This is a genomic window from Ensifer sp. R1-3 (genome assembly GCF_056739175.1).
On sequence record NZ_CP096515.1, the window covers coordinates 167,040 to 191,338 of the forward strand.

At 63.2% G+C, this 24,299-nt stretch carries 30 protein-coding genes; 17 read left to right on the forward strand and 13 right to left on the reverse strand.

Going from position 1 to position 24,299, the window contains the following annotated elements; translation table 11 throughout:
- Nucleotides 1-21: 21 nt before the first annotated feature.
- Nucleotides 22-1,605 carry an FGGY-family carbohydrate kinase gene (locus M1D43_RS00815; RefSeq protein ID WP_127597908.1) on the forward strand — a complete coding sequence of 528 codons (1,584 nt, stop codon included), beginning with the start codon at nucleotides 22-24 and terminating at the stop codon, nucleotides 1,603-1,605.
- A 382-nt stretch (nucleotides 1,606-1,987) separates the two neighbouring features.
- On the opposite strand, the gene rsiB1 is transcribed toward M1D43_RS00815, so the two are convergent.
- Nucleotides 1,988-2,782, reverse strand: coding sequence for a PhyR-type response regulator RsiB1 (rsiB1, locus tag M1D43_RS00820; RefSeq protein WP_003525566.1), 795 nt, complete (start codon nucleotides 2,780-2,782; stop codon nucleotides 1,988-1,990).
- Between the two features lie 160 nt (nucleotides 2,783-2,942).
- On the opposite strand from rsiB1, the gene rsiA1 reads away from it, so the two are divergent.
- From rsiA1 to M1D43_RS00835, 3 genes are all read left to right on the forward strand, one after another.
- Nucleotides 2,943-3,110, forward strand: coding sequence for an anti-sigma factor RsiA1 (rsiA1, locus tag M1D43_RS00825; protein WP_003525565.1), 168 nt, complete (start codon nucleotides 2,943-2,945; stop codon nucleotides 3,108-3,110).
- 7 nt (nucleotides 3,111-3,117) lie between these two features.
- Complete coding sequence (locus tag M1D43_RS00830; RefSeq protein ID WP_003525557.1) at nucleotides 3,118-3,672, forward strand: RNA polymerase sigma factor; 555 nt, start codon at nucleotides 3,118-3,120, stop codon at nucleotides 3,670-3,672.
- A gap of 293 nt (nucleotides 3,673-3,965) precedes the next feature.
- Nucleotides 3,966-5,471 carry a sensor histidine kinase gene (locus tag M1D43_RS00835; RefSeq protein ID WP_010969936.1) on the forward strand — a complete coding sequence of 502 codons (1,506 nt, stop codon included), beginning with the start codon at nucleotides 3,966-3,968 and terminating at the stop codon, nucleotides 5,469-5,471.
- A 183-nt stretch (nucleotides 5,472-5,654) separates the two neighbouring features.
- On the opposite strand, the gene M1D43_RS00840 is transcribed toward M1D43_RS00835, so the two are convergent.
- The 7 genes from M1D43_RS00840 to hemP form a co-directional block, all read right to left on the reverse strand.
- Nucleotides 5,655-6,086, reverse strand: a complete 432-nt coding sequence (locus M1D43_RS00840; RefSeq protein WP_003536372.1) for a hypothetical protein — start codon at nucleotides 6,084-6,086, stop codon at nucleotides 5,655-5,657.
- 47 nt (nucleotides 6,087-6,133) lie between these two features.
- Complete coding sequence (locus M1D43_RS00845) at nucleotides 6,134-6,496, reverse strand: ElaB/YgaM/YqjD family protein (protein WP_153313297.1); 363 nt, start codon at nucleotides 6,494-6,496, stop codon at nucleotides 6,134-6,136.
- 206 nt (nucleotides 6,497-6,702) lie between these two features.
- Nucleotides 6,703-7,491, reverse strand: a complete 789-nt coding sequence (locus tag M1D43_RS00850; protein ID WP_153313298.1) for a heme ABC transporter ATP-binding protein — start codon at nucleotides 7,489-7,491, stop codon at nucleotides 6,703-6,705.
- 8 nt (nucleotides 7,492-7,499) lie between these two features.
- The gene (locus M1D43_RS00855) at nucleotides 7,500-8,618 is read right to left on the reverse strand and encodes a FecCD family ABC transporter permease (protein WP_013844765.1); all 1,119 of its coding nucleotides are present in this window, start codon (nucleotides 8,616-8,618) and stop codon (nucleotides 7,500-7,502) included.
- On the reverse strand, nucleotides 8,605-9,555 hold the full coding sequence (locus M1D43_RS00860; RefSeq protein WP_153313299.1) for a heme/hemin ABC transporter substrate-binding protein: 951 nt from the start codon (nucleotides 9,553-9,555) through the stop codon (nucleotides 8,605-8,607). The genes M1D43_RS00855 and M1D43_RS00860 overlap by 14 nt, the downstream gene beginning before the upstream one ends.
- Nucleotides 9,556-9,612: 57 nt before the next feature.
- Nucleotides 9,613-10,674 (reverse strand): hemin-degrading factor, encoded by a 1,062-nt coding sequence (locus M1D43_RS00865; protein WP_027990620.1) that lies wholly within the window; start codon nucleotides 10,672-10,674, stop codon nucleotides 9,613-9,615.
- A 10-nt stretch (nucleotides 10,675-10,684) separates the two neighbouring features.
- Nucleotides 10,685-10,867: a hemin uptake protein HemP gene (hemP, locus tag M1D43_RS00870; RefSeq protein WP_318850464.1), complete on the reverse strand. Its 183-nt coding sequence runs from the start codon at nucleotides 10,865-10,867 to the stop codon at nucleotides 10,685-10,687.
- A 187-nt stretch (nucleotides 10,868-11,054) separates the two neighbouring features.
- Between hemP and M1D43_RS00875 the strand changes: the two genes are divergently transcribed.
- The 5 genes from M1D43_RS00875 to hmuQ all read left to right on the forward strand — a co-directional run bounded on the left by M1D43_RS00875 (nucleotide 11,055) and on the right by hmuQ (nucleotide 13,721).
- Nucleotides 11,055-11,489 carry a hypothetical protein gene (locus M1D43_RS00875; protein WP_027990618.1) on the forward strand — a complete coding sequence of 145 codons (435 nt, stop codon included), beginning with the start codon at nucleotides 11,055-11,057 and terminating at the stop codon, nucleotides 11,487-11,489.
- Nucleotides 11,490-11,529: 40 nt separating this feature from the next.
- The gene (locus M1D43_RS00880; protein ID WP_153313300.1) at nucleotides 11,530-12,456 is read left to right on the forward strand and encodes an energy transducer TonB family protein; all 927 of its coding nucleotides are present in this window, start codon (nucleotides 11,530-11,532) and stop codon (nucleotides 12,454-12,456) included.
- A gap of 205 nt (nucleotides 12,457-12,661) precedes the next feature.
- A complete protein-coding gene (locus tag M1D43_RS00885) occupies nucleotides 12,662-13,075 on the forward strand; it encodes a DUF2325 domain-containing protein (protein WP_003536357.1) in 414 nt (137 codons plus the stop codon).
- Between the two features lie 52 nt (nucleotides 13,076-13,127).
- Nucleotides 13,128-13,394: a hypothetical protein gene (locus M1D43_RS00890; protein ID WP_153313301.1), complete on the forward strand. Its 267-nt coding sequence runs from the start codon at nucleotides 13,128-13,130 to the stop codon at nucleotides 13,392-13,394.
- 12 nt (nucleotides 13,395-13,406) lie between these two features.
- Complete coding sequence (gene hmuQ / locus M1D43_RS00895) at nucleotides 13,407-13,721, forward strand: heme-degrading protein HmuQ (protein ID WP_003536354.1); 315 nt, start codon at nucleotides 13,407-13,409, stop codon at nucleotides 13,719-13,721.
- 64 nt (nucleotides 13,722-13,785) lie between these two features.
- Here hmuQ and M1D43_RS00900 read toward each other — a convergent pair whose 3' ends face one another.
- The 4 genes from M1D43_RS00900 to M1D43_RS00915 all read right to left on the reverse strand — a co-directional run bounded on the left by M1D43_RS00900 (nucleotide 13,786) and on the right by M1D43_RS00915 (nucleotide 15,359).
- Entirely contained in the window at nucleotides 13,786-14,160 is a 375-nt protein-coding gene (locus M1D43_RS00900; protein WP_153313302.1) for a DUF423 domain-containing protein, read from the reverse strand.
- 5 nt (nucleotides 14,161-14,165) lie between these two features.
- A complete protein-coding gene (locus M1D43_RS00905) occupies nucleotides 14,166-14,558 on the reverse strand; it encodes a globin domain-containing protein (protein WP_153313303.1) in 393 nt (130 codons plus the stop codon).
- Nucleotides 14,559-14,685: 127 nt separating this feature from the next.
- Nucleotides 14,686-15,090 (reverse strand): type II toxin-antitoxin system VapC family toxin, encoded by a 405-nt coding sequence (locus tag M1D43_RS00910; RefSeq protein WP_153313304.1) that lies wholly within the window; start codon nucleotides 15,088-15,090, stop codon nucleotides 14,686-14,688.
- Entirely contained in the window at nucleotides 15,087-15,359 is a 273-nt protein-coding gene (locus tag M1D43_RS00915; RefSeq protein WP_153313305.1) for an antitoxin, read from the reverse strand. The genes M1D43_RS00910 and M1D43_RS00915 overlap by 4 nt, the downstream gene beginning before the upstream one ends.
- A gap of 135 nt (nucleotides 15,360-15,494) precedes the next feature.
- On the opposite strand from M1D43_RS00915, the gene M1D43_RS00920 reads away from it, so the two are divergent.
- The 8 genes from M1D43_RS00920 to M1D43_RS00955 all read left to right on the forward strand — a co-directional run bounded on the left by M1D43_RS00920 (nucleotide 15,495) and on the right by M1D43_RS00955 (nucleotide 22,976).
- A complete protein-coding gene (locus M1D43_RS00920) occupies nucleotides 15,495-16,055 on the forward strand; it encodes a TetR/AcrR family transcriptional regulator (RefSeq protein ID WP_107608225.1) in 561 nt (186 codons plus the stop codon).
- A 117-nt stretch (nucleotides 16,056-16,172) separates the two neighbouring features.
- Nucleotides 16,173-16,445, forward strand: a complete 273-nt coding sequence (locus M1D43_RS00925; protein ID WP_064744416.1) for an SMR family transporter — start codon at nucleotides 16,173-16,175, stop codon at nucleotides 16,443-16,445.
- Between the two features lie 179 nt (nucleotides 16,446-16,624).
- Nucleotides 16,625-17,680, forward strand: coding sequence for a dipeptidase (locus M1D43_RS00930; protein WP_028010494.1), 1,056 nt, complete (start codon nucleotides 16,625-16,627; stop codon nucleotides 17,678-17,680).
- Nucleotides 17,681-17,727: 47 nt separating this feature from the next.
- Nucleotides 17,728-19,368, forward strand: a complete 1,641-nt coding sequence (locus M1D43_RS00935; protein WP_003536336.1) for an ABC transporter substrate-binding protein — start codon at nucleotides 17,728-17,730, stop codon at nucleotides 19,366-19,368.
- 23 nt (nucleotides 19,369-19,391) lie between these two features.
- Nucleotides 19,392-20,453, forward strand: coding sequence for an ABC transporter permease (locus M1D43_RS00940; RefSeq protein ID WP_498814051.1), 1,062 nt, complete (start codon nucleotides 19,392-19,394; stop codon nucleotides 20,451-20,453).
- Nucleotides 20,450-21,382 carry an ABC transporter permease gene (locus M1D43_RS00945; RefSeq protein ID WP_153313306.1) on the forward strand — a complete coding sequence of 311 codons (933 nt, stop codon included), beginning with the start codon at nucleotides 20,450-20,452 and terminating at the stop codon, nucleotides 21,380-21,382. Before M1D43_RS00940 ends, M1D43_RS00945 begins: the two co-directional genes overlap by 4 nt.
- Nucleotides 21,379-22,212: an ABC transporter ATP-binding protein gene (locus M1D43_RS00950; protein WP_018095700.1), complete on the forward strand. Its 834-nt coding sequence runs from the start codon at nucleotides 21,379-21,381 to the stop codon at nucleotides 22,210-22,212. Before M1D43_RS00945 ends, M1D43_RS00950 begins: the two co-directional genes overlap by 4 nt.
- Nucleotides 22,209-22,976: an ABC transporter ATP-binding protein gene (locus M1D43_RS00955; protein ID WP_003536332.1), complete on the forward strand. Its 768-nt coding sequence runs from the start codon at nucleotides 22,209-22,211 to the stop codon at nucleotides 22,974-22,976. Before M1D43_RS00950 ends, M1D43_RS00955 begins: the two co-directional genes overlap by 4 nt.
- 121 nt (nucleotides 22,977-23,097) lie before the next feature.
- Here the strand turns inward: M1D43_RS00955 and M1D43_RS00960 are convergent, their stop codons facing one another.
- Complete coding sequence (locus tag M1D43_RS00960; protein WP_498814052.1) at nucleotides 23,098-24,294, reverse strand: IS256-like element ISRm5 family transposase; 1,197 nt, start codon at nucleotides 24,292-24,294, stop codon at nucleotides 23,098-23,100.
- Between the last annotated feature and the right edge of the window lie 5 nt (nucleotides 24,295-24,299).

Sequence of the window (24,299 nt, forward strand, 5' to 3'; positions counted from 1 at the left end):
TCGGGACGGGGGCATCCATTGATGCGCGAATATGTCGTGGCGGTCGATATCGGAACCGGCAGCGCCCGCGCCGGCGTCTTCGATCGGCGAGGTAAGCTCCTGGCGCGGGCCGATCGGACGATTGCAATGAACCGTCCGGAGGAAAACCACGCCGAGCACGATTCAGAGGACATCTGGGCTGCGGTCTGCGGTGCCGTCAGATCGGCGCGCGAGAAGGCCGCTGTGCCGGCCGAGAGCATCGCGGCGATCGGCTTCGACGCCACCTGTTCGCTCGTCGTGCGCGATCGCGACGGCGCGCCGCTTTCGGTCAACCGTCAGGGGGAGGCACGCTGGGACACCATCGTCTGGTTAGACCACCGGGCGTTGGCGGAAGCCGATTTCTGTACGGCGACCAAGCATCCCGTTCTCGATCATTCTGGGCGGGTGATGTCGCCCGAAATGGAAATGCCGAAGCTGATGTGGCTGAAGCGCAACCTTCCGCAGCAATGGGAACGGGCGGGGTATTTCTTCGACCTCGCGGACTACATGTCCTGGCGGTCGACCGGGAGTACGGCCCGCTCGCGCTGTACGCTGACGGCAAAATGGAACTATCTCGCCCACGAGAGACGCGGCTGGCAGCAGGATTACCTGGAGCAGATCGGTCTTGAGGACCTCCTCGAACGTGGTGGATTGCCCGAAGAGACTTTGCCGGTGGAGCGCGCCGTCGGTCGCCTGAGCGCGAGCGCGGCGGAGGAGCTCGGACTCGACACCGGATGCCAGGTCGCGCCGGGGCTGATCGATGCCTATGCCGGGGCGCTCGGCGTGCTCGGCGGCTTCGCGGACGCGCCGGCGAAGCTGGAGCGCCAGCTGGCACTGATCGGCGGAACTTCGAGCTGCATCGTCGCCTTTTCCAAGGACATGAAGCCGGGTTTCGGCATGTGGGGGCCCTATTTCGAGGCGGTCTTGCCCGGGCTCTGGCTCATCGAAGGCGGTCAGTCGGCGACCGGAGCGCTGCTCGATCATATCGTGCGGCTGCACGGAGGCGGACTGCCGCCGACGACCGAAACGCATGCGAAGATCATCGAGCGCGTGCAGGAAATGCGCGCGGTTCATGGCGTCGACTTTGCCCAGCGCCTTCACGTGCTCCCGGATTTCCACGGCAACCGGTCGCCGCTTGCCGATCCGCATGCACTCGGCGTCATCAGCGGGCTGCCGCTCGACTCCTCCTTCGATGCGCTGTGCCGGCTCTATTGGCGAACCTGCGTCGCGATCGCGCTCGGGATTCGCCACATCCTCGAGATGATGAAGGAAGCGGGCTACGAACTCGACACGCTGCACGTGACCGGCGGGCATGTGCGCAACCCCCTGCTGATGGAGCTTTACTGCGACGTCACCGGCTGCCGGGTCGTCGCACCCCAGGCGCCCGACGCCGTTCTCCTCGGCACGGCGATGACGGCGGCCGTCGCCGGCGAGCTCTATCCGGACCTTGCCAGCGCCGGACCGGCGATGTCGTCGGCTGGAACGGAGCGGCTCCCCGACCCGGCGCTGCGCCGCATCTACGACCGGGATTATCGGCGCTTCCTCGCGCTCTATCGGCATCGCGAGGAACTGGAGTCGATGGAGTGAACTGAGATGCGGGAAGGTGCAGATTTCATCTGCAGATCTTGCCGATTATCCGCGGAACCTTTTTTCGCCTCGTGCATTATGGCGATAACCGGACGGTGACGCACATCGCCCCCAATGTGACGTCGGAGGCATACCGCCGGTTGCCAACTCACATCCCCCCTCAGTGAGTTGCCAAAGCTCAGCCAGTGCCCTTTCCCTCGGCACTGGCTGTTTTGCTTCGGGGTATGATCGCCGAGCGTGTTTGGGTTGTTGACGGTGGTTACCATCGAACCTCATTCCTGTGACGAGCACAGGGATGAGGGTGAAAGCGACAGGTGCAGGGTATAGGGGAAGCTTGCGAGGCGATCCAGGGCCGATCGGCTCTGGATCCCGCGCTTCGAATTCAGGCGGCTGCCTTTGTCGTCTCGTTGAAGAACAGCGCCTGGCTGATCAGGGCCTTCACCATTTCCGGATTGAAAGGCTTGGTGACGAGGAACGTGGGCTCGGGACGTTCACCCGTCAGGAGACGCTCCGGGAAGGCGGTGATGAAAATCACCGGAACGGCGGCCGTCTTCAGGATTTCGTTGACGGCATCGATTCCCGAGCTGCCGTCCGCGAGCTGGATGTCTGCGAGCACCATGTTCGGCTTCGTCGTCTCGTAGAGGGCGATCGCTTCGTCCTTGGTGCGTGCGATCCCGGTCACGCTGTGGCCGAGGCTTTCGACCATTTGCTCGATGTCGATCGCGATCAGCGGCTCGTCCTCGATGATCATGATCTCGGTTGCAACCTGACGGGAAATTTCCTGGGATGCGCGGTCGAGAAGTGCGGCCAGCTTGGCGGCGTCTACATCGAGTACTTCGGCGGCTTCCTGTGGCGTGAACGCTTCGACCGATACGAGCAGGAACGCCTGGCGTGCGAGCGGCGAGACCGCCGCGAGGTTGACGGATGCGCGCTGTTCCCAGGCAAAGGGCGATACGGGCTCCGGCACGAGGACGGAAGACGAGCCGAACATGGATGTGAAGAGACGGAACAACGCTACCCTGTCGCTGCTTGCTTCCGGAAAGATCGACGTGTCCGCGATAAGTGCCTCGAGCACGGCCGCGACATAGGCATCTCCAGAGGTCTGCGACCCGGTCAGGGCACGTGAATAGCGGCGCAGATAAGGAAGAAATGGAGCAATACGGGTGGACAATGTCATTCAGGGACTCCCTCGATCCATGGCGAAATATCGTTGCGGAAACGTTTCTCCGAAAAAATGGTTCCGCTTCGGAACATTTCATTTTTCCGAGGCGTTATGGTGCAGGCGAACTTTCAAGGGCGAAATTGCAACAATGAGATATACGACAGGGGCAGGGCGGATGATCGGTAAAAGTCCGTCCTCCGACGATCCGAATGCGCAGATTGCGGTGAAGCTGAAGGCCCTCTACCAGTCGGTGCAGGAGGAAGCGATACCGGCACGCTTTCTCGATCTACTGGAAAAGCTGGAAGCTGCGGAACAGCAATCGGCTCTGCAGGGCAAGGAGTAAGCGCCGGATGTCATCCGAAAACCAAGAGTTCAAGCGTGAGATGCTTGCCGCGCTGCCGAGCCTGCGCGCCTTTGCGATGTCGCTGATCGGGCGGCACGACCGGGCGGACGATCTCGTGCAGGACACGATCATGAAGGCCTGGGCCAAGCAGGATCATTTCGAGATCGGTACCAACATGAAGGCCTGGCTTTTCACGATCCTGCGCAACGAGCTTTACAGTCAGATGCGCAAGCGTGGGCGCGAGGTGCAGGACAGCGACGGCCACTTGACGGAAACGCTTGCGCATCACCCGGAACAATACGGCTCGCTCGATCTGCAGGATTTCCGCCGGGCGCTCGAACAGTTGCCGCCCGATCAACGCGAAGCGATCATCCTTGTGGGGGCCTCGGGCTTCTCCTACGAGGAGGCCGCCACGATCTGCGGCTGTGCGCTCGGAACGATCAAGAGCCGCGTCAACAGGGCGCGTCAGCGGCTGCAGGAAATTCTACAGGTCAGGGGAGAAAACGACTACGGGCCTGACGAGACCTCCGCACCCATCACCTCGCGTGCCTTCGTTTCGTGAATCGATCCTGCAGCGCGGTCGTATCGGACGCGCAAGGGCCGCGGTAGCACCTCGATTTGTTGCATGTCCTTGAATCGGTAACGATTCAAGGACATATGCAGTAGAGCGGTGCCGGATAGCGGTGGCTCGGGAACGGAAGCGGGCATTCCGAGGGCTGCGTTCGATCGACGGAGCGCGGTCGCCATATTGCTCCAATTTGCTGTATGTTTTCATCCTTGGATCGGCTCCGGTCGAAGGAAACATTCAGCGGAGCCGAATTTCAGGTGCCTGCGCGAGTTTGGAGTTCAGGCCGGATGCGTGAAAAGACAGAGGCGATGCTTCCAGCGGTAGCGCAGGTGCTCGACGCGCCGGAGCGGCTCGGTGTCCTTCAGGCTGCCGTGCCGGACATGTCGGTCCCCGACGAGGATTTCGACGGGCTGGCGCGGCTTGCCGCGAGCCTTTTCGACGCGCCTATCGCTCTCGTCAGCCTGGTCGATCGCGAATGGCAATGGTTCAAGGCATGCATCGGAACGACGGAAACGCGGTCGCACGTTCGCGAGTCCTTCTGCGTTCATACGATTGCGGCAGGCGATGGCGGCCCCTTCCTCGTGCTTGATGCCTCCCGCCATCCGGCGTTCCGCCACCGCCGGGCGGTCGGCAGTCCGCCATTCGTGCGCTTTTATGCGGGCGCGCCGATTGTTCTGGACGGTCAGGCGATAGGAACCGTCGCGGTTCTCGATGTCGAGCCCCGGTCCGAGGTCTCGGCCAAACGGCAAAGCGAGCTGCAGCGCATCGCAGGTGTCGCCGCCTCGCTGTTCAAGCTGAAGGACGAGGCGCGCCGCCGTGCGCTCAAGGAGGCCGCGCTTTCCCGCGAGGAGCAGCGGCTCGCCATGGCGCTCGACGCGGCCAATGTCGGCAGCTGGCTCTGGGACATTCGCGCGGGTACGGTCTCCGGCAATGGCGCGATGATGCGCATGTTCGGCCTTCCGCCGGAGCGCACCGTCGGCGCTAAGGCGATCTTCTCCGCCATTCATCCCGAGGATCGCATCCCGACCTTCTCGAAGCTCCGTCAGGCGATGGCTGCCAACGAGGAATATGACGGCATGTTTCGCATCGGCACGAACGGGCGATGGCTTCTCGGCCGCGGCCGCGTGCACGACCGGGACAGCAAGGGCGCGCCCCTGAGCTTTCTCGGCATGACGATCGACGTATCGGACCAGCAGGCGTCGGTGAACCGTACGCGGCTGTTGCTGAAGGAGCTCAACCACCGGGTCAAGAACACGCTTGCAATGCTCCAGTCGCTTGCCCGCCAGACGCTCCGGCAAACGAGTGACCCGGCCGAGTTCATGACCGCCTTTGCCGGCCGGCTTCAGGCGATTTCCGAGGCGCACGGGCTCCTTTCCGACTACGAATGGGGCACGATCCACCTGTCGGAACTGATTTCGAAACAGTTGCTGCCCTATGTCAGCGATTATTCCCAACAGGTCGAGCTGCACAAGGACGAGATCCTGCTGGGTCCCGACCAGGCCGTCGGGCTTGGACTGGTGCTGCACGAATTGGCGACGAACGCCGTAAAATACGGCGCGCTCTCGGTCCCGACGGGGAAGATCGTGCTGACCGCGCGCCGCGTGGTCGAGGACGGCGAGTCCGTGCTGCATCTCACCTGGACCGAAGTGGGCGGCCCGCCCATTCGCGAGCCGCGTCGCCGCGGTTTCGGCTCGATCCTGATCGAGCGCAGCCTGGACAAGATCATCGGGAGCTCGGTGAAAGTCGAATATCTGCCTGCGGGGGTCACGGCGTTGATCCGGCTGCCGCTTTGATGATTTGCCCCTCATCCGCCTGCCGCACCTTCTCCCCGCAAGCGGGGCGAAGGGGACTCGCGGCACGGTTCGCCCCTCGGTTATCAAGGAAGATGGTGAGCCCGAGGCTTGTCCCTTCTCCCCGCTTGCGGGGAGAAGGTCGCGGCAGCGGGATGAGGGGCCACCCAAGTGCGGAATTCCAAACTATCGATCGTCGCTGCGTTTGCGGCCGCGGCTCAGTCCGAGCAGCGCGGCAACGGCAATCCCGGTCGCCGCGCCCAGCAGCGGCTGCTTGCGCAGGATGCTTGTCACTGCGACGAGCGCAAGATTCGTCCGCATCGCCGAACGGCGCCGGCGTTCGTCGGCAAGCCGGCGGTCGCGGGCGTTCAGCCCGGCCATGACGCCGATGACGACTAGGGCGGTCACCACCAGGGCGGCGGTTACCGTCAGCGCTGCGGCGACGGGCGAATAGCGCGCCGAGAGAAGCAGGGCGATTGCGATCAGGGCGAAGACGTAGGCGCTGCCGAGAAGCACGGCGATGATGGCCCAGAGGACCGCATTGCGCTTATAGCGCGACGCCGCAGCGGCGGCGTCGAACGCAAGCAGGGCCGACAGGACAGTCCCGAGTGTCCCCATAAGGTAGCTCCCCTTCATACTCGGTCAACGCGATGCCTGGCAGGTCCTCATCGGCGCAGCAGAGCGGCTGCGATGAGGCCGATGACGGCTGCGGTGCCGAGTGTCGCAAGAGGATGCTCGCGTATCGTCCGACGGACCTCCCTTTCCGTATCCGCATAGCGGCCGCGCAAGTCGGAAAGCATCTGCTCGCCGCTCTCCATCAGGGCGTGCAGGTCGGTTTCGGCCTGGTCACGGGCGCCGTGCGCCTTGGCCTTTGCGTCACGCGAAGCCGCAGCGCCGCGGTCGGCAATCAGCGCCATGAGCTGCGCGATGTCTTCGCGTATTTCGTTCAGCTGATCCTCTACCGACGGGTCGATCGCGCTGCCGTTGCGCTTGCGGCTGCCCGAGCCTGAGAACATGCCTGTCGCCATTGTCTTCTCCCTCGCTGCTGTGCCGGCGCGAAACGGCCGGCATGTGATCGGTTCATGCGAATCGGCCGGCGAAGGCACACTCCCCGGCTCTTTTGTGCGCCCGATAGGACACGCGGCGGCGCGATGTACACGCCGGCATTGTAGATCAACGCATGAGGGAGGAATTTGTTTCGGTAAATCCTGACGTTGCCGCGGTGAGCTCAGCTTCACATCGTGGCGGACTGCGGCAATACGAACGGGATATCGTGTGCCGGAGCGACGCTCACCCGCATTCGGCAGCCGAAGACCGCTTCCATGGTCTCGTCGGTCAGCACGTCTTTCGGTGCTCCGCGCGCCCGGATGCGGCCGGCTTTCATCATCACGATCTGATCGGCAAACATCGATGTAAGGTTGAGATCGTGCATGACCGCGACGACACCGCCGCCGTCGGCGCAGAATTGGCGCGCAAGCCGCATGATCGTGAGCTGGTGGCGGATGTCGAGGCTCGATACCGGCTCATCGAGCAGGAGATAGCGCGGTTCACCGTTCGCGACCGGGGCCGAGATCTGGCAGAGGACGCGCGCGAGCTGGACCCGCTGCTGTTCCCCGCCCGATAGCTCCTGGTAGAAGCGCCCGGAAAATCCGGCAAGATCGACCGCCTCGAGCGCCTGGTCGGCAATCCGGCCGTGGGCGGAAGCCTCGCCGTCGTTGGCCATGAGGCCGAGGCGCACGATCTCCCGAACGGTGAACGGAAAGGAAATGACGGTCGACTGCGGCAGCACGCCGCGCTTGAGCGCAAGCTCCCATGGTTTCAGGCTTGCGATGTCGCGACCGTTGATGGTGACCTTACCGGTCGACGGCGTGAGCTCCCCCGAGATCGCCTTCAAGGTCGTGGTCTTTCCCGATCCGTTCGGGCCGACGATTGCAGTCATTGCACCGGGGGCGGCATCGAGGGAGATGCCGTGCAGCACCTGTCTTCCGGCGAGGCGAACGGAAATATCGGATGCTCTGATCATGGCCGCAGTCAAAGTCCCATGTTCGACCGGCCCCTGAGCAGCACCCAGAGAAAGAAGGGCGCACCCACGAAGGCGGTGATGATGCCGATCGGCAGTTCGGCCGGCGACACGATCGTGCGGGCGAGCATGTCGGCGAAGATCAGCAGCGTGCCGCCAAGCAGGGCTGAGGCCGGCAGCAGGTAACGATGATCCGGGCCTATGACCAGCCGCAGGAGATGCGGAACGACGATGCCGACGAAGCCGATGCCGCCGCTGACGGCCACCGACGCGCCGGTGGCGCCGGCGACGCTGAAGACGGCAATGTTTTTCAACCGCTGGACCGGGACGCCCATGTGATAGGCAGCGGCTTCGCCGAGCGTGATGGCGTTGAGCCCGCGCGCCAGGAAAGGGACGACTGCAAGAGACACCAGGATGATCGGTCCGGCGGCGGCGATCTTGGTCCAGTTGGCGCCGGCAAGCGATCCGAGGCCCCAGAAAGTGAGATCGCGCAGTTGCTTGTCGTCCGCGATGAAGACGAGTACGCCCGTCACTGCACCGGCAAGCGCGCCCAGCGCAATGCCCGCCAGCAGCATCGTCGCGACCGACGTCTGGCCGCCGCGGGTCGCGATCCGGTAGAGCAGCAGCGTGGTGGCAAGGCCGCCGAGGAAGGCGCCGAAGGGGAGGGCATAGAAGCCGAAAACTGCGAAGAGCGGGCCAAAGGCAACGTCACCGAGCACGATCAAAAGCACCGCGCCGAGGCTTGCGCCGGAGGAAACGCCAACGAGGCCGGGATCGGCCAGCGGGTTGCGGAAGAGGCCCTGCATCACCACGCCGGAAACGGCAAGCGACGCGCCGACGAGCATTCCGAGCACGGCGCGCGGCAGGCGAATATCGAGGATGATGATGCGGTCGCGCGCGCTCATGGCCTGATCGGTCTCGCCGGAGAGCCAGCGAAAGATACTGGAAAGCGATGCATCCGCCGCGCCGGTCGTTATCGACGTCATGAACGTCGCCGCCGCAAGCACCGCCAGCACTGCGATCAGGCAACGCGCCAGGCCCGCCCGGTCTCCGCTGCGCCAGTCGCGGACGATCCGGGCGGCAAGTGCCGGCCTGCGCATCGCGCCTTCCATGGCCTCACTGCGAGGCATTGGTCTTCTTTCCGTAGATTGCGGCGTTCAGTTCGCGGATGGCACCTGCCGTGCGGGGGCCGAAGCCGAGCAGATGCAGCCCATCCATGCGGATCAGTGCCTTGTTCTTCGCAGCCGGGGTCAGGCTGAGCGCCGGAAGGGCGAAGAGTTCGTCGGGGCCTGCAGCGTGGCTCCCGCCGCGATTCATCATCAGGACTACATCGGGCTTGGCCTCGATGATCGCCTCCTCAGTCAGTGCCTTGTAGCCGGGCAGGGTGCCGACGGCGTTGACCGCGCCGGCAAGCTCGATGATGCCGGCGGCGGCGGTGCCGGTACCGGAGGCGAGAACCCTGCCGCCCTGGGTGCTTAGAATGAAGAGGACACGCTTGCGCTCGCCTTGCGGGCGAGCGGCACTGTCGGCCACGGCGGCGGCGAGATCCTTCTCCACGGATTGCGCGAGCGTTTCGGCCTTTTCCTTCACGCCGAGGAAAGCGCCGATCGCGCGGATCTTATTGACGATGCCGTCCTTGTCATAGGTCTCGGGGACGCTGGTGAAGGGAATGTTCGCCTCTTTGAGCACAGCGAGCGCTTCCGGCGGGCCGCTGCCCTCGACGGCGACGATTGCCGTCGGATTGACTGCGAGGACGCCTTCGGGCGCCAATTGCCGCATGTAGCCGACATCCGGCAGCTTGGTTGCCGCCTCCGGGTAAATGCTGGTGGAATCGCGGCCGACGAGGCGGTTCTCCTCGCCGAGCGCATAGATGATTTCAGTAATCGCGCCGCCCACCGAGACGACGCGGGAGGTGTCCGGCTGCTCGAGCACCTCGGCCATCGCCGGGCGCAGGAAAGGCGGGGCTCCCGGCGCAAGCGAGGGCAGCACGAAGGGCGCCGACAGCGCGAAGGCCGCGAGGGCCATTTCCCAACGCCGAAGACGGCGGATAGCGAAGCCGTTCATCATCACTTCCTTCGAATCAATGCATGTCGTCCCAAACCGCCGCCCGGTTGGGCGGCACCATCAGGCCGCGACGACGGCTTCCAGACGGGGCAGCTCCTCGACCAGGCTGCGCCATTCGGCCCTCTCCGAGGAACCTTCCTTACGCTTCCCGAAAAACTGGATGATCATCTCGCCCTTGGCGTCGAGCCCTTCGAGGGAGGTCACGTGTCCGTCCGCGGTCGGCTTGCGCACGGCCCAGAGCTCGGCGATATGGTCGGTGCGCAGATGCAGATGGAAGGTTTCATCCATCACGTTCAGCCACGGCCCCATCGTGCCGATCTTGACGACCGGACCGGAATGAATCTGGATGACGCCGCCATTGCCGACGAAGCACATGATCGGCAGCGCCGTCTCTGCAGCACTGCGCATCATCATCTCGATGCAGGCCGTGTCGAGCCGCCAGGCGAAGTCGTCGCCGATCGCGTGCAGCGCCCGGCGCCGTCCGATATTGAGCTTGCGCAACATGCCGGGGAACTGATGCGTGTCCGTGAGCTTCGACCAGCGGTCGCGCAGCTCTGCCGTATCGACTGCGGCATCGACCGCATCGTCGGTTGCGGGCGCGCCGGCATCGGCGATGAAGTCCTGCGACTGGTCGTCCAGGCGAAGATCTTCGACCATCTTATCATAGGCGGCGAGGTTCGACTGGGGACGCAGATGAACCTTGTGGACGGCATGACCCCACTTGTCGAAGAACTGCAGGCTGCGGCGAACCTCCCCTTTCGCATCCGTCTTGGTCACGGCGAAACCATGTGCCCAGGCGCCCGGAAAGATGCGCAGGTCGATTTCGGAGCCAAGCACCAGAGCCGCGGCGTGTCCTTGCTTGATGTTCTCGTAGACGCCGACCTTTTCGTGGACGGCGCTTTCGTTGCGGGTAAGCGCAAGGACTTCGCCCAGCTCCTCGACGCGCTCGAGGAAGCGGCCGGCGCTGCTTTCGATCCGGACGGCGGTGAGGCCGCATTCGGCAGCGACGAGCGCTGCCTCCGAAATGCCGAGCTTCGCGGCGATGTCACGTTCGCGCAGCTTCGGATTCTCGGCGCGATAGGCCCGGATTTCGGACGGGGTGGGGCGCATGCTCTCAGTCATCGTCATCTCGCTACTTGTTCAGAATCAGCTTGCCCTGGCGGGTGATCTTCATCCGGTAGATCGTCCCGTCGTGGGAAATGAGAATCTCGTTGTGGCCGCGGAAGAGGTCGTGGCTCTCGACGATCGGTTGCGGCCGGTTCAGCGGCGCCACGGTTTGCGGGGATCGTGGATTATCGGTGTCGTTCGGTGTCACGGTCTTGCCAATTCGCGAGTTGGAGACGAGACGAGCGCGTCATCCATTGGTCCCGCCCATTCCATTTAGTATCTTGACTTCATTACTCATATTTCTTTAAGGACGCAATACCGGAATGTTGCGGTCAACTTAAAAGCAACGCGTGCGGGGACCCAATGGACCGACGCGGACAGCGAGTGGTGTCAGGATGACTTATTTTTCCCGTTTTGCCTTTGCGGCCTGCGTAGCTCTCGTCACGGCAGGGGCAGCCCGAGCGCAGGATGCCGCCGCGCCGGCCGGCCTTTCGATCGAGCTCAACGAGATCGCGCCGTCGGAAAAAGGATGCAAATTGACCTTCGTCGCCGGTAACGCGCTGGCTCAGTCGCTTTCGAAGGTTTCGTTCGAATTCGTGCTCTTCGATCAGAAAGGCCTGGTCGAGCGCATGGCCGTGCTCGATTTCAGGGATCTCCCCGCGGGCAAGACGAAAGTCAGGCAGTTCGATCTGCCGGGTACGAAATGCGAGGCGGTGAAGAGCCTGCTGATCAACGATGCACCGACCTGCGTCGGCGAAGGCGTCGACAAGAGCGCCTGCATGACCGACCTGAAGACCGGCTCGAAATCGGCCGTGGAACTCAAGGGCTGAGGTTCGCGTCCTCGAAATTGCCGGCGGAAGGCAAGACAGAATGAAACACATGGCGAAATGGGCGGCGGCGATCGGCCTTTCCCTACTGGCGCATGCCGGCGGGGCGATGTTGCTTGCGCCCGAAGAGGAAAAGGAGCTGGCGCTCATCGCCGGCGGCTCCACCGTGGAAGTGTCGCTGCTCGGCAATGCTTTCGAAGATACCGTCCAGGCGGGGGACCCATCCGAAGTGGTGGAGCCGGCGGAAGAGACGCCCGAGGAACTGAAGCCGACCGAAAGCGAACCGACGGAAGAGGTGGTCGAAGCCGTGGAGCCGGTGCCGACCGAACCTGTCTCCCAGGAGCCGTCCGAAATGACGCCGACGGAAGCGGACGTCATCCTTCCCGCAGGAGAAATGCCGGCGAGCCAGGTCGAAGAATCAGACGTGATCGCAAGCATCGCTCCGGTCGAGACCGTCATTCCGCAGGAGAGACCGGACCCTGAGGAAGTCCTGAAGCCCGAAGTCGAGAAGGTTGAGCCGAAGAAGGAGCCGGCGAAGAAAAAGAAGGTCGTCCGGAAAAAGGCAGGTGAGGGCGGCACTCAGGCGAAATCGCAGAAAAAGGGCAAGGCCGACGGCGCAGAGACTGCCACGGCGGCTGCCGCCACGGGAGAAAGCCGGGGCGCCTCGCGGGAAATCGGCAATGCCGCGGTGTCGAACTATCCCGGCAAGGTCAGAAGAAAGCTGACCCGCGCTATTCGCTACCCGGCCGAGGCTAGACGGCAAGGCCTGCGTGGAGTTGCCCATGTCAGCTTTACCGTAACGTCCGGTGGTGGGGTGGCAAGGGTCGGCATAACGAAGAGCGCCGGTTCGCCCGTCCTTGATCAAGCCGCGTTGGAAACCGTGCGCCGGGCAGCACCCTTCCCAGCCATTCCCGCCGGGGCGGGGCGCGACAGATGGGAATTCAACATTCCGGTGGCCTTCACCCGGTGAATTCAGGCTGCGACCTGCTTCCGCGAGCAAGGAATATGCCGCGGGAGACAGGCTCTAAAAATATGATTAAAGCACTCATGTTTATACTTTACTCCCTCTATCAAGTTTTATAGGTTGCCTCCGTCACGCAACCGATCGGTGTGTGCCAAATCTGATTGGCGATGGACGGCAATGCCGGCGTCGCGGAGCAAGACGGAGACGACGGATGGGTGGCAAGCGGCACCAGAATTCAGGCAAGGGCGGCAAGGGCAGGGCGAAAGACGCGGCGAGCGCGCCGCAACCGAATGCCGGCAAGGTAACGCTCGAGGGCCGCAGCTTCCTCTATGTCGGCGGGCGCGACTGCCAGGTCGCGCATCTGCGCCAGATCGCCAGTTCCTACGGTGCGGAACTCATCCACCATGACGGTGGTTTACGAGAGGCGGTATCGCGCATCGATCGTGTCCTGCCCTCGGTCGACTGCGTCTTCTGCCCGATCGACTGCATCAGCCACGATGCGTGTCTTCGCGTGAAGACGGGCTGCAAGAAGTGGGGCAAGGCCTTCGTGCCGCTGCGCAACGGCTCGAAGTCGAGCCTCGAGCGGGCGCTTCAGGATCTGACCGGAAACGGCAGCGAGAATTGAACCATATACGAGCGGTCAGACGGCATTCCTGCCGGCCGCATGGAGCTTTCAAATGCATGACGAGCGTCCCGATCAGATGACGATGATCGGTCTCCACAAACTCGCTTCTCAATTCGGTGACGGACTGGTCCCCGAGCTCTACGAGCTTCTCACCCGCCGGGCACGGATGCTGGAGGAAAACGAAAACGTGACCGAGTTTCCCAGCTGGCAGGCGCGCCCGCCGGCGAGGGATCCTCTCGGCCTTGCGCCGCCGAGCGAGGGAGCTATCCTGCCGTTTCCGCGAATGAACGCGCAGCCCGTCTCGCAAAAGAAGGCCTAGGAGAGTTAACGCATGTACTTCGCCATGAACCGTTTCCGTGTCGCAGCCGGTCAGGAGGAGGCCTTCGAGGCGGTCTGGAAGGCGCGCGACTCTTCTCTCTCGGAGATGCCGGGCTTCATCGAATTCCATCTGCTGCGCGGCGACAGCGTGCCGGAGGAAGGTTACACGCCCTTCATTTCGAAGTCGGCCTGGGAGAACAGGGACGCCTTCATCGCCTGGACCAAGTCCGACAATTTCCGCGCGGCGCACCGAAGCGCCGGCGAAAACAAGGCAATGTATCTCGGTCCGCCGAAGTTCGAGGGCTTTACCGTCGTCGAGGGTGCCTGATCTTAGGCCTGTCGAAGGCACCTAGCCTTTGAAGCTGCGCAGCTTTCCGGAAATACCCTACGTCTCACGCGTCCTCATCACGCTTCCGAAGCAGGAATGCCCCGATCGCGACGGCAAGCCAGCCGGCCATCATCGTCAGGCCCCCGAGCGGCGCTGACATTGGAAAGAGGCCGTGGCCCGAGAAATGGCGCATGGTGAGGTCTCCGGCAAAGAGTGCCGTGCCTGCCGCCAGCAGCAAGGCAGCGAGGGCGGCGGTGCGGAAGTGCGCCCATCCGGCATGAAGCGCGACCAGCGCCGGTGCGTGGGCGAGGCACATGGCCGATGCGCCGCCGAGAAGACGCGGATCGCCATGCGAAGCGGCGGCGGCACTCGCGACGCCGAAGAGGCCCATGAGGCCGGCGACGAAAAGCATGGTCGAGCGCAGTCCGCTGTTCGGCATCCTGGCTATTCCTTGTTCTGCATATGATGGGCGAGCCGGGTGATCGGCTCCAGAATGATCTCCCTCAGCTTCGGGTGGGAGACGGTTTCTTCGAGTGCGCGGGTGAAGCAGAGAAGCCATTCGTCGCGCTCGACAGGCCCGATCCCGGCAATGAAGTGCCGGCGGCGCAGCATGGGATGGCCGCGTTTCTGCACATAGATCGGCGGTCCGCCAAGCCAGCCGGTCAGATATTCGTAGAACTTCTCCTCGCTGCCGGTCAGATCCGGCGGGTGGATCGCGCGGCAGTGCGCAGCCTCCGGCAGGCTGTCCATCAGTTCGTAGAAGCGCTGCGTCAGAGCACGCACGGTGGCATCGCCACCGATCGCCTCGTAAAGCGTCGTCGTTTGCGGTTCCGTCATGGTCACAATCCTCGCCGGGATTGGTACAGCGCGCGACCCGGGCGGGCAATGGCTCGCCATTCCTTCGCTTGCGGCTTTTCGGCGCGGCAGGCCTGCTCGTTAGGAGGAGGCGTGGAAAACGTGTCGCCTATCGCTCAAGCCAGTTTTCCAGACTAAGGCCACGAACGCGGCTGAACTCACGGATATTGTCCGTCACCAGCGTCAGGTCCAGCGCATATGCATGCGCGGCAATCAACAGATCGTTGGAGCCGATGGTCTGCCCCAGAGACTCCAATTCCGCACGAATGCTGCCATATCGGGTGTCGGCCGGAATATCCAATGGCAGCACCGGGACGATTTCCAGCAAGCTTTCGACCTTGGCGAGCAACTTCGCCGATCCCATTTTTGTGCAACCATACCGCAACTCGGACGCGACGACGATGCTGGTGTAAATCTCCTTCGGGCCGATCCGTTCGATGCGTTGCGCAGCCGGTCCGAACGGATTGTGAATGACGTCGCTGATAATGTTCGTATCGAGAAGATACCCGTTCAAAAGATTTTCTCCGGCCGGGCGGGCATATCCTCAACATCCGGGAACCGGTCTTCAGGTCCGAGGGGAGCTTCCTTCTTCCACTCCGCGAGAAGCTCCACGATATCGGCTGGCCTGGCTATCGGTTCGATGATGAGTCTCGTTCCTTCGCGACGGATCAACACACGGTCTCCAGGCAACTCGAACTCCGCAGGAATACGGACTGCCTGGCTGCGGTTATTGCGGAACAGCTTTACTTCTTTAGGTCGCGATGACGGCAACGGGACGGGCATGGCATTCGTCTCTTTTGTATATGCCTAAATGTATATGCCGAACCATGTCAGATCAAGTATGATCTGCCTCGGCGCGACAAACACCGCCTGAAGAAAGTGACTTGACAAACCGTCCAGACGGTATGTTTATGGGCCATGACAAGCGCCCCCTCCAGGAAGAAGCAACCGCAACGCGTCCGCCGGCAATTGCTGGAGGTTGCGGCACGCCTGTCGCTGGAGCAGGGCATCGCCGCGGTGACCCTCGACGCCGTATCGCAGGCGGCGGGTGTCAGCAAAGGCGGGCTGCTGCACCATTTCCCCAACAAGCTGGCTCTCCTCGACGCCCTCTTCGATGACCTCGTCGCGCGTTTCGACAGCGCCCTCGACGAAGCGATGGCTGGAGATGCCGTCGAAAAGGGACGCTTTACGCGGGCCTATCTCGGCGTCTGTTTCGCGCTCGACGCCGAGGCGGAGGCGCAAGGCTGGCAGATGCTGACCATTGCGCTCCTGGCCGAGCCGCATCTCAAGGAGCGTTGGCGCGAATGGGTGGCGCGCCGGTCCGCGCAATTCGCCGCCACGGACAGTTCGCCAAGTTGCCTGCTCGCCCGCTTCGCCGCCGATGGCGTCTGGCTGTCGGATCTGATGCGCAGCCATGACATCGAAGCACCGACCCGGGCGATCCTGCTTCAGAAGCTCAACGCGCTTTCGCTGGAATAGAGGGGCCAGACCGGTGCCGCTTTCCCATACTTCGATCGGAGACGTTCCTTGAATCCCGCCACGCTCTACACTGTTCTGGTGATCGCCATCGTCTTCGAAGTGCTCGGCACTTCCGCCATGCAGGCGGCGCAGCATTTCACGCGGCTGACCCCCACCGTGCTCATGGTTCTGTGTTACGCAGTCGCCTTCTTCTTCCTCTCCTATGCGCTGCGCTACATCCCGGTCGGCATCGCCTATGCGCTCTGGAGCGGCCTCGGCATCGTGCTGATCTCGATCGCCGGCTACGTGGTTTTCGGTCAGAAGCTCGATCTGCCGGCCATTCTCGGGCTGGCGCTCATCATCGCCGGCGTGCTCGTACTCAACCTCTTCTCGAAGTCCACGTTCCATTGAGCGCGTGAAGATCGCGGCCGGCGTCCTGCAAGTTTTCGCTACAGCCTATCCACTGAAATTCCCGGATATTCATTGAAATGCGCGATCCGTTTCAATAGCATCGCGCTTCGTCTCCGTCCGGACGCGAGGTGGCGATGTCCCATCCCGATCCCCTTGATATAACGAAGGAAAATTTGGGAATGCAGGCGGTTTTCGACGGCCATAACGATGTGCTTTTGCGCCTTTGGCAACATGCACGCGGCGGTGCCGACCCAGTGGCGGAGTTTTCGGAGGGGACCGACAAGGGCCATATCGATGCGGCGCGCGCCAAGGCAGGCGGTCTCGCAGGCGGCCTCTGTGCGATTTACGTCCCATCCGGCGATCTGGTGCTCAAGACGCCGGATGAGAATGGCCATTACGCGACGCCCATGGCGGCGCCGCTCGACCACTTGCCTTCGCTCGCGACCGCGATGGAGCTTGCCGACATCGCGTTCAAGCTCGACCGCGCAGGCGCCTGGCGGCTTTGCCGCTCGGTTGAAGAGATACGTGCGGCGATGGCCGACGAGGTGTTTGCCGCCGTCCTGCATATGGAGGGCTGCGAGGCTATCGGGCCCGACCTCGCGGCGCTCGAGACCTTCCATGCCGCCGGACTTCGCTCGCTCGGCCCCGTATGGAGCCGTCACAACGTATTCGGCCATGGCGTTCCCTTCGCCTATCCGATGTCGCCCGATACGGGGCCCGGCCTTACCGAAGCCGGCTTCGAACTCGTGCGCGCCTGCAACCGGCTCGGCATTCTGATCGACCTCGCGCACATCACGGAAAAGGGTTTCTGGGACGTGGCGAAGACGACCGACCAGCCGCTCGTCGCCAGCCACTCCAATGTTCATGCGCTGACGCCAGTCGCCCGCAACCTGACCGACCGGCAGCTCGACGCCATCCGCGAGAGCCGCGGGCTCGTCGGCCTCAACTATGCGACGACGATGCTGCGCCCCGATGGGCAGGAGAACGCGGCGACGCCGCTTTCCGACATGGTCCGCCACGTCGACTATCTGGTCGAGCGTATGGGTATCGACTGCGTGGCGCTCGGATCCGATTTCGACGGCGCAACCATCCCCGAGGAAATCGCCGACGCGGCGGGAAATCAGAAGCTCGTTGCCGCGCTGGAAGACGCCGGATATGGTGACGCCGAACTGGCAAAAATATGCCGGGAGAACTGGCTGAGAGTTCTGGGTCAGGCATGGCACGAGCCTGCCTGATCATCATGAAGAAAAGCCCGAGAAGGGTTAAAAGAGGGAAGCGCAACATGATGCATAAGCTCAACGGACGTTTTCGAGTTCTTGCCGCCTCGGCGGCACTCGCCATGGCGATGGGTGCGGCCCAGCCGGCCTTCGCGGAAACGCCGAAGGATACGCTGGTCGAGGGCTTCGCGTTCGACGACATCATCACCATGGATCCGGGCGAAGCTTTCGAGCTCTCGACCGCCGAGATGACCAGCAATACCTACAGCCTGCTCGTCCGGCTCGATCTCAACGACACGTCCAAGGTCGTCGGCGATCTCGCCGAAAGCTGGACGGTCTCCGATGACGGACTGACCTATACGTTCAAGCTCAAATCCGGCATGAAATTCGCCTCCGGCAATCCGATCACCGCCGAGGACGTCGCCTATTCGTTCGAACGCGCCGTCAAGCTCGACAAGAGCCCGGCCTTCATTCTCACGCAGTTCGGCCTCACCGGCGACAATGTCACGGAAAAGGCGAAGGCCGCCGACGCGGAGACCTTCGTCTTCACGGTCGACCAGCCCTATGCGCCGAGCTTCGTGTTGAACTGTCTGACGGCGACGGTTGCTTCGGTCGTGGACAAGAAGCTCGTGCTCGAGCACGTGAAATCCGTGACGCCGAGCGACGAGTACAAATACGACAACGATTTCGGAAATGAATGGCTGAAGACCGGTTATGCCGGGTCCGGCCCGTTCAAGCTGCGCGAATGGCGCGCAAACGAGGTCGTGGTGCTGGAGCGGAACGAAAACTTCTACGGCGAACCGGCGAAACTCGCCCGCGTCATCTACCGCCACATGAAGGAAAGTTCGGGCCAGCGGCTCGCGCTCGAAGCCGGCGACATCGATGTGGCGCGAAACCTCGAACCCGGCGATTACGAGGCTGTCGGCAAGAATGCCGATCTGGCGACGGCGAGCGCTCCGAAGGGGACGGTCTACTATATCAGTCTCAATCAGAAGAACGAGACGCTGGCAAAACCCGAGGTACAGCAGGCCTTCAAGTATCTGGTCGACTATGACGCGATCGGCGCGACGCTGATCAAGGGCATCGGCGAGATCCACCAGAGCTTCCTGCCGAAGGGCGTGCTCGGTGCTCTCAACGAGAATCCCTACACCTTCGACGTCGCCAAGGCGAAGGAACTGCTGGCGAAGGCCGGCTATCCCGACGGCTTCACGGTCACGATGGACGTGCGCAACACTCAGCCGGTGACCGGCGTTGCCGAATCCTTCCAGCAGACGCTGGCGCAGGCGGGCGTGAAGCTCGAAATCATTCCGGGTGACGGCAAGCAGACGCTGACCAAGTACCGCGCGCGCAACCACGATATGTATATCGGCCAGTGGGGCATGGATTATTTCGATCCGCACTCGAATGCCGATACATTCACCAACAATCCGGACAATTCCGACGAAGGCACGAACAAGACGCTTGCATGGCGCAACGCCTGGGACGTTCCGGAACTCAGCAAGAAGACCAAGGACGCGCTCCTCGAACGCGACAGCGCCAAGCGCGCCGATATCTACAAGGAGCTGCAGAAGACGGTTCTGGAGAATAGTCCGTTCGTCTTCATCTTCCAGCAGACGGAGGTCGCCGGGCTTCGCGGCAACCTCCAGGGCTTCAAGCTCGGACCGAGCTTCGACACCAACTACGTCTGGAACGTATCCAAGGAATAGTCGAAAGGACCGTTCCCTTGAGCATGAGCGGAATTGAACCCATGAGCGGGCGCCGGCGCGCCCGTTCCCGGAAGGCGTTTGTCGCGGTACTGCAGTTTCTCGTCGTCGTGGCAACCACCTATCTCGGCCTTCTCGCCGTCACCTTCTTCATCGGCCGCGTCATCCCGATCGATCCGGTGCTTGCCGTTCTCGGCGATCGGGCGCCGAATCACGTCGTGGAACGCACGCGCGAGGCGATGGGGCTCAACCTGCCGCTTTACCAGCAGTTCTTCATCTACTGCCGGCAAGCATTCACCGGCGACTTCGGGACTTCTGTGCTGACCACCAATCCGGTCATGGCGGATATCCGCCGCGTCTTTCCGGCGACCATGGAACTCGCGACGCTCGGAACGCTGATCGGTGCATTCATCGGCGTGCCGCTCGGCGTTCTCGCCGCCGTCAAGCGCGGCAGCATCGCCGACCAGCTGGTTCGCGTCATCGGCCTCGTGGGCTATTCCGTGCCGATCTTCTGGCTGGCACTGCTCGCGCTGCTCGTCTTCTATGCGCGGCTGCAATGGGTCGCCTATCCCGGCCGCATCGATATCGTCTACGAATACAGCTTCACGCCGGTTACCGGTTTCTACCTCCTGGACTCGGCCTGGCAGGGCCAATGGGATGTCTTCCGCGACGTCTTCCGGCACATCATCCTGCCGGCTTCGCTGCTCGGCTATTTCTCGCTCGCCTATATCAGCCGCATGACCCGCAGCTTCATGCTGAACGAGCTGCAGCAGGAATATATCGTTGCGGCGCGCGCCAAGGGGCTTTCTGAGGCGCGGATCATATGGACGCACGCGCTGCGCAATGCGGCGGTGCCGCTGGTGACGGTGATCGCGCTCTCCTATGCCGGCCTGCTCGAAGGGTCGGTCCTGACGGAGACCGTATTCGCCTGGCCGGGGCTCGGCCTCTACATCACCAATTCGCTGCAGAATGCCGACATGAATGCCGTTCTCGGCGGCACGATCATCATCGGATCGGTCTTCATCGCCATCAATCTCCTGTCCGACCTTCTCTACCGGACGCTTGACCCGAGGACGCGCGCCCGATGAGCCTTGCCAGCGAAACACGCCCGATGACGCGCCGCGAGTGGCTGCTTTCAGATCGCCCGCAGTCGCGGATCCAGGCTCGGCTCGGCCGCGCCTATATGACCTGGCGGCGCTTCTCCGCCAACCGGCTTGCGGTGCTCGGCCTTTGCATTCTGCTGGCGCTCGTATTCGTTGCGATCTTTGCCGATGCGCTCGCGCCTCACTCTCCGGTCATCGGAAACCTTGCCGGCGCACGGCTTCTGCCGCCCGGCAGCGAAGGCTACCTGCTCGGTACGGACGACCAGGGCCGCGATATCCTGTCCCGGCTGATACACGGTTCGCGGCTGACGCTCCTCGTCGTCCTTCTCGTCGCAATCATCGCGGCACCGGTCGGCCTGATCGTTGGCGCCGTCGCCGGCTATGCCGGCGGATGGGTCGACGCGGTCCTCATGCGCATCACCGACATCTTCCTCGCCTTTCCGAAGCTCGTGCTGGCGCTCGCCTTCGTCGCGGCGCTTGGCCCGGGGATCGAAAATGCGGTGATCGCAATCGCCATCACCTCCTGGCCGCCCTATGCGCGCATCGCCCGCGCCGAAACGCTGACGGTGCGCAATTCCGATTACATCGCCGCGGTGCGGTTGATGGGCGCGTCGCCGCTGCGCATCGTCTTCCGCCATGTCATGCCCATGTGCATGTCGTCGCTGATCGTCCGCGTTACGCTCGACATGGCCGGCATCATCCTGACTGCGGCTGGCCTCGGCTTCCTCGGTCTCGGCGCCCAGCCGCCGCTGCCGGAATGGGGTGCCATGATCGCCTCCGGCCGGCGCTTCATCCTCGACCAGTGGTGGGTGGCGACCATGCCCGGCATCGCCATTCTGATCGTCAGCCTCGGCTTCAACCTACTCGGCGACGGGCTGCGCGATGCGCTCGATCCGCGGGAGAGCGGCCAATGAGCGCGCTTCTGACCGTCGAGGACCTCCGGGTCCGGTTCCCGACGCGCACTGGGGTTGTCGAGGCGGTCCGCGGCGTTTCCTTTACCCTCGGGCGCGAGCGCCTCGGCATCGTCGGCGAAAGCGGCTCCGGCAAGTCGCAGACGGGCCGCGCCATCATGGGGCTGACGCCGCCGCATGCGGAGGTGACGGCGAAACGGCTTGCCTTCGAAGGAATCGACCTTCTTTCGGCCTCCCCGAAACTCCGGCGGGACCTGCGCGGCAAGCGCATCGCCATGATCCTGCAGGATCCGAAATATTCGCTGAACCCGGTGATGAGCATCGGACGGCAGATCGTCGAGACCTTGCGGCGGCACGAGAAGGTCGGCCGCGCGGAAGCGCGGGAGCGGGCGCTCGACATGCTCGCGGCCGTGCAGATCCGCGATGCTTCCCGCGTCTTCGACCTCTATCCGCACGAGGTCTCGGGCGGCATGGGGCAGCGGGCGATGATCGCGATGATGCTGGTTGCCGGGCCGGAACTCCTGATCGCGGACGAGCCGACCTCGGCGCTCGACGTGACGGTTCAGCTCGAAGTCCTCGCGATCCTCGACAAGCTGGTGGCGGAACGCGGCATGGGGCTGATCTTCGTGTCGCACGACCTGCGCCTCGTCTCGTCTTTCTGCGACCGCGTTCTGGTGATGTATGCGGGCAGGATCGTCGAGGAGATCGCCGCGTCGGAACTCGGCAATGCCAAGCATCCCTATACACGAGGGCTCCTGAACTGCATGCCGGTGATCGGGGCGGATCGCCATCCATTGCCGGTTCTCGACCGGAAACCGGAGTGGGCGCTATGACCGAGGCCGTATCCGTCGAAAATCTGAGCGTCGTCTTCGACGAGTTCAAGGCGCTCGATGCCGTCAGCGTGGATGTCGCGAAGGGCGAGTCCTTCGGCCTCGTCGGCGAATCCGGCTCGGGCAAGTCCACCCTTTTGCGCGCCGTCGCCGGGCTCACCGCCGCAAGCGAGGGGACGATCCGCGTTTCGGGCCGCGAGGTTCGTGGCACGCGGCGTGACAAGGCCTTTTATCGGGCGGTGCAGATGGTGTTCCAGGATCCTTACGGTTCGCTGCATCCGCGCCAGACGGTCGACCGGCAACTGATGGAGCCTCTGGCGATCCACGGCATCGGAGACGGCGAGCGCCGCATCCTGAAGGCCCTGGACGAGGTGGGCCTCGGTTCCAGTTTCCGCTTCCGCTATCCGCACCAGCTCTCCGGCGGCCAGCGCCAGCGCATCGCGATCGCACGTGCGCTTATCCTGGAGCCCTCGATCCTGCTCCTCGACGAGCCGACCTCCGCGCTCGACGCGTCCGTGCAGGCGGAAGTGCTGAACCTTCTCGAAGAGGTGCGGCGCGACCGCGGCCTGACCTTCATCATGGTGAGCCACGACCTCGGCGTCGTCACGCACATGTGCGAGCGGCTGGCCGTGATGCAGAACGGCCGCGTGGTGGAGCGGCTGAGTTCGGCTGACCTGGTGGCCGGCCGCATTGCCGAGGAATATACGCGCAACCTGATGGTCGCGAGCAAGGGGTTCAGGCGGGAAGCGGTGGCACAAAGCGCGTAGGGAATGGACCCTCTGTTCAACCGGGTTGATACTCGACATTTTAGACCGGGATGATGGTCGACAGATTCTGGGTAGGGTTGTGTGCGTCAAGTTCTGCAAAATGGGCGGTCATGCGTGCTGGTCATGCGGCTTGACGGAGTGCGAGTTTCTTGTGCTCTCGCAGGTCGTCCATGTTGATGTAGCGATTGGCCTCCATCCAGTTTTCGTGGGTTTCGACGGCGAGGGCGCGGACGAGTCGTAGGCAGCTCTCGGTGTTGGGAAAGATGCGCACGACGTAGGTTCTGCGGCGGATTTCCTCGTTGAGGCGTTCCAGCATGTTGGTGCTCTTGAGGTGCTTGTGATGCTGGCGCGGCAGACGAAAGAAGGTCAGCGTCTGCTCGATGGTTTCCTCAACCCAGGAGGTCAGGCGCGGATAGCGGGCCGACCATTTTCCCAGCCACGCGGCGAGATCGGCCTTCGCCTCATCAAGGTCGCGGCGATCATAGAGCCATCGAAGCTCCTGCAGGCAATCGTCGCCATGTTTGCGCGGCAGGTGATCGAGGGCGTTCCTGAGGAAATGCACGTAACAGCGCTGCCAGGCAGCTTCCGGGATCACCTCGCCAATTGCCGCGACGAGACCGGCATGGTCGTCGGAGACCACCAGTTCGACGCCCTTCAAACCGCGCCCTTTCAGCCTGACGAGGAAGTCCTTCCAGGCGCAACGGCTTTCACGGCCGGCCATCTCGACCGACAGGATCTGCCGCCGTCCGTCCCAGTCGATGCCGACAGCGATCAACACCGCCTGGCTCATCACCACACCGGCCTCGCGCACCTTCTCATAACGGGCATCGAGAATCAGGTAGGCAAACGGCTCTTGAAGCGGGCGCTCGGCAAAGGCCTTCAGGCTCTCGTCCAGCCGCTTGTTGATCGCCGAGATCGATGACGCCGAGAAGGCATGGCCGCACAGCTCCTCGGTGATCGCCTTGACCTTCCGCGTCGACACCCCTTGCACATACATCTCCGCCAAGGTTGCCACCAGCGCCCGCTCGGAGCGCTGATAGCGTTCGAACAATTCGGTGGAGAAGTGCCCCGAGCGATCCTGCGGCACCCGCAGCTCGAGCTTGCCCACCCGCGTGATCAGCGTGCGGCCATAGTGGCCCGAACGGTAGCCGAGCCGCTCCGGCGTGCGCTCGCCTTTCGCAGCTCCCAGCGCCTCGTCCATCTCCGCTTCCAGCACCTCCTGCATCACCGTGCGGATCACCTCGCGCAGCCCATCGGGGTTCGAAAGCAAAATGTCTTTGACGGCGGCGCTGGCTGTCTTACCTTCAGTCTTGGTCATGGTGG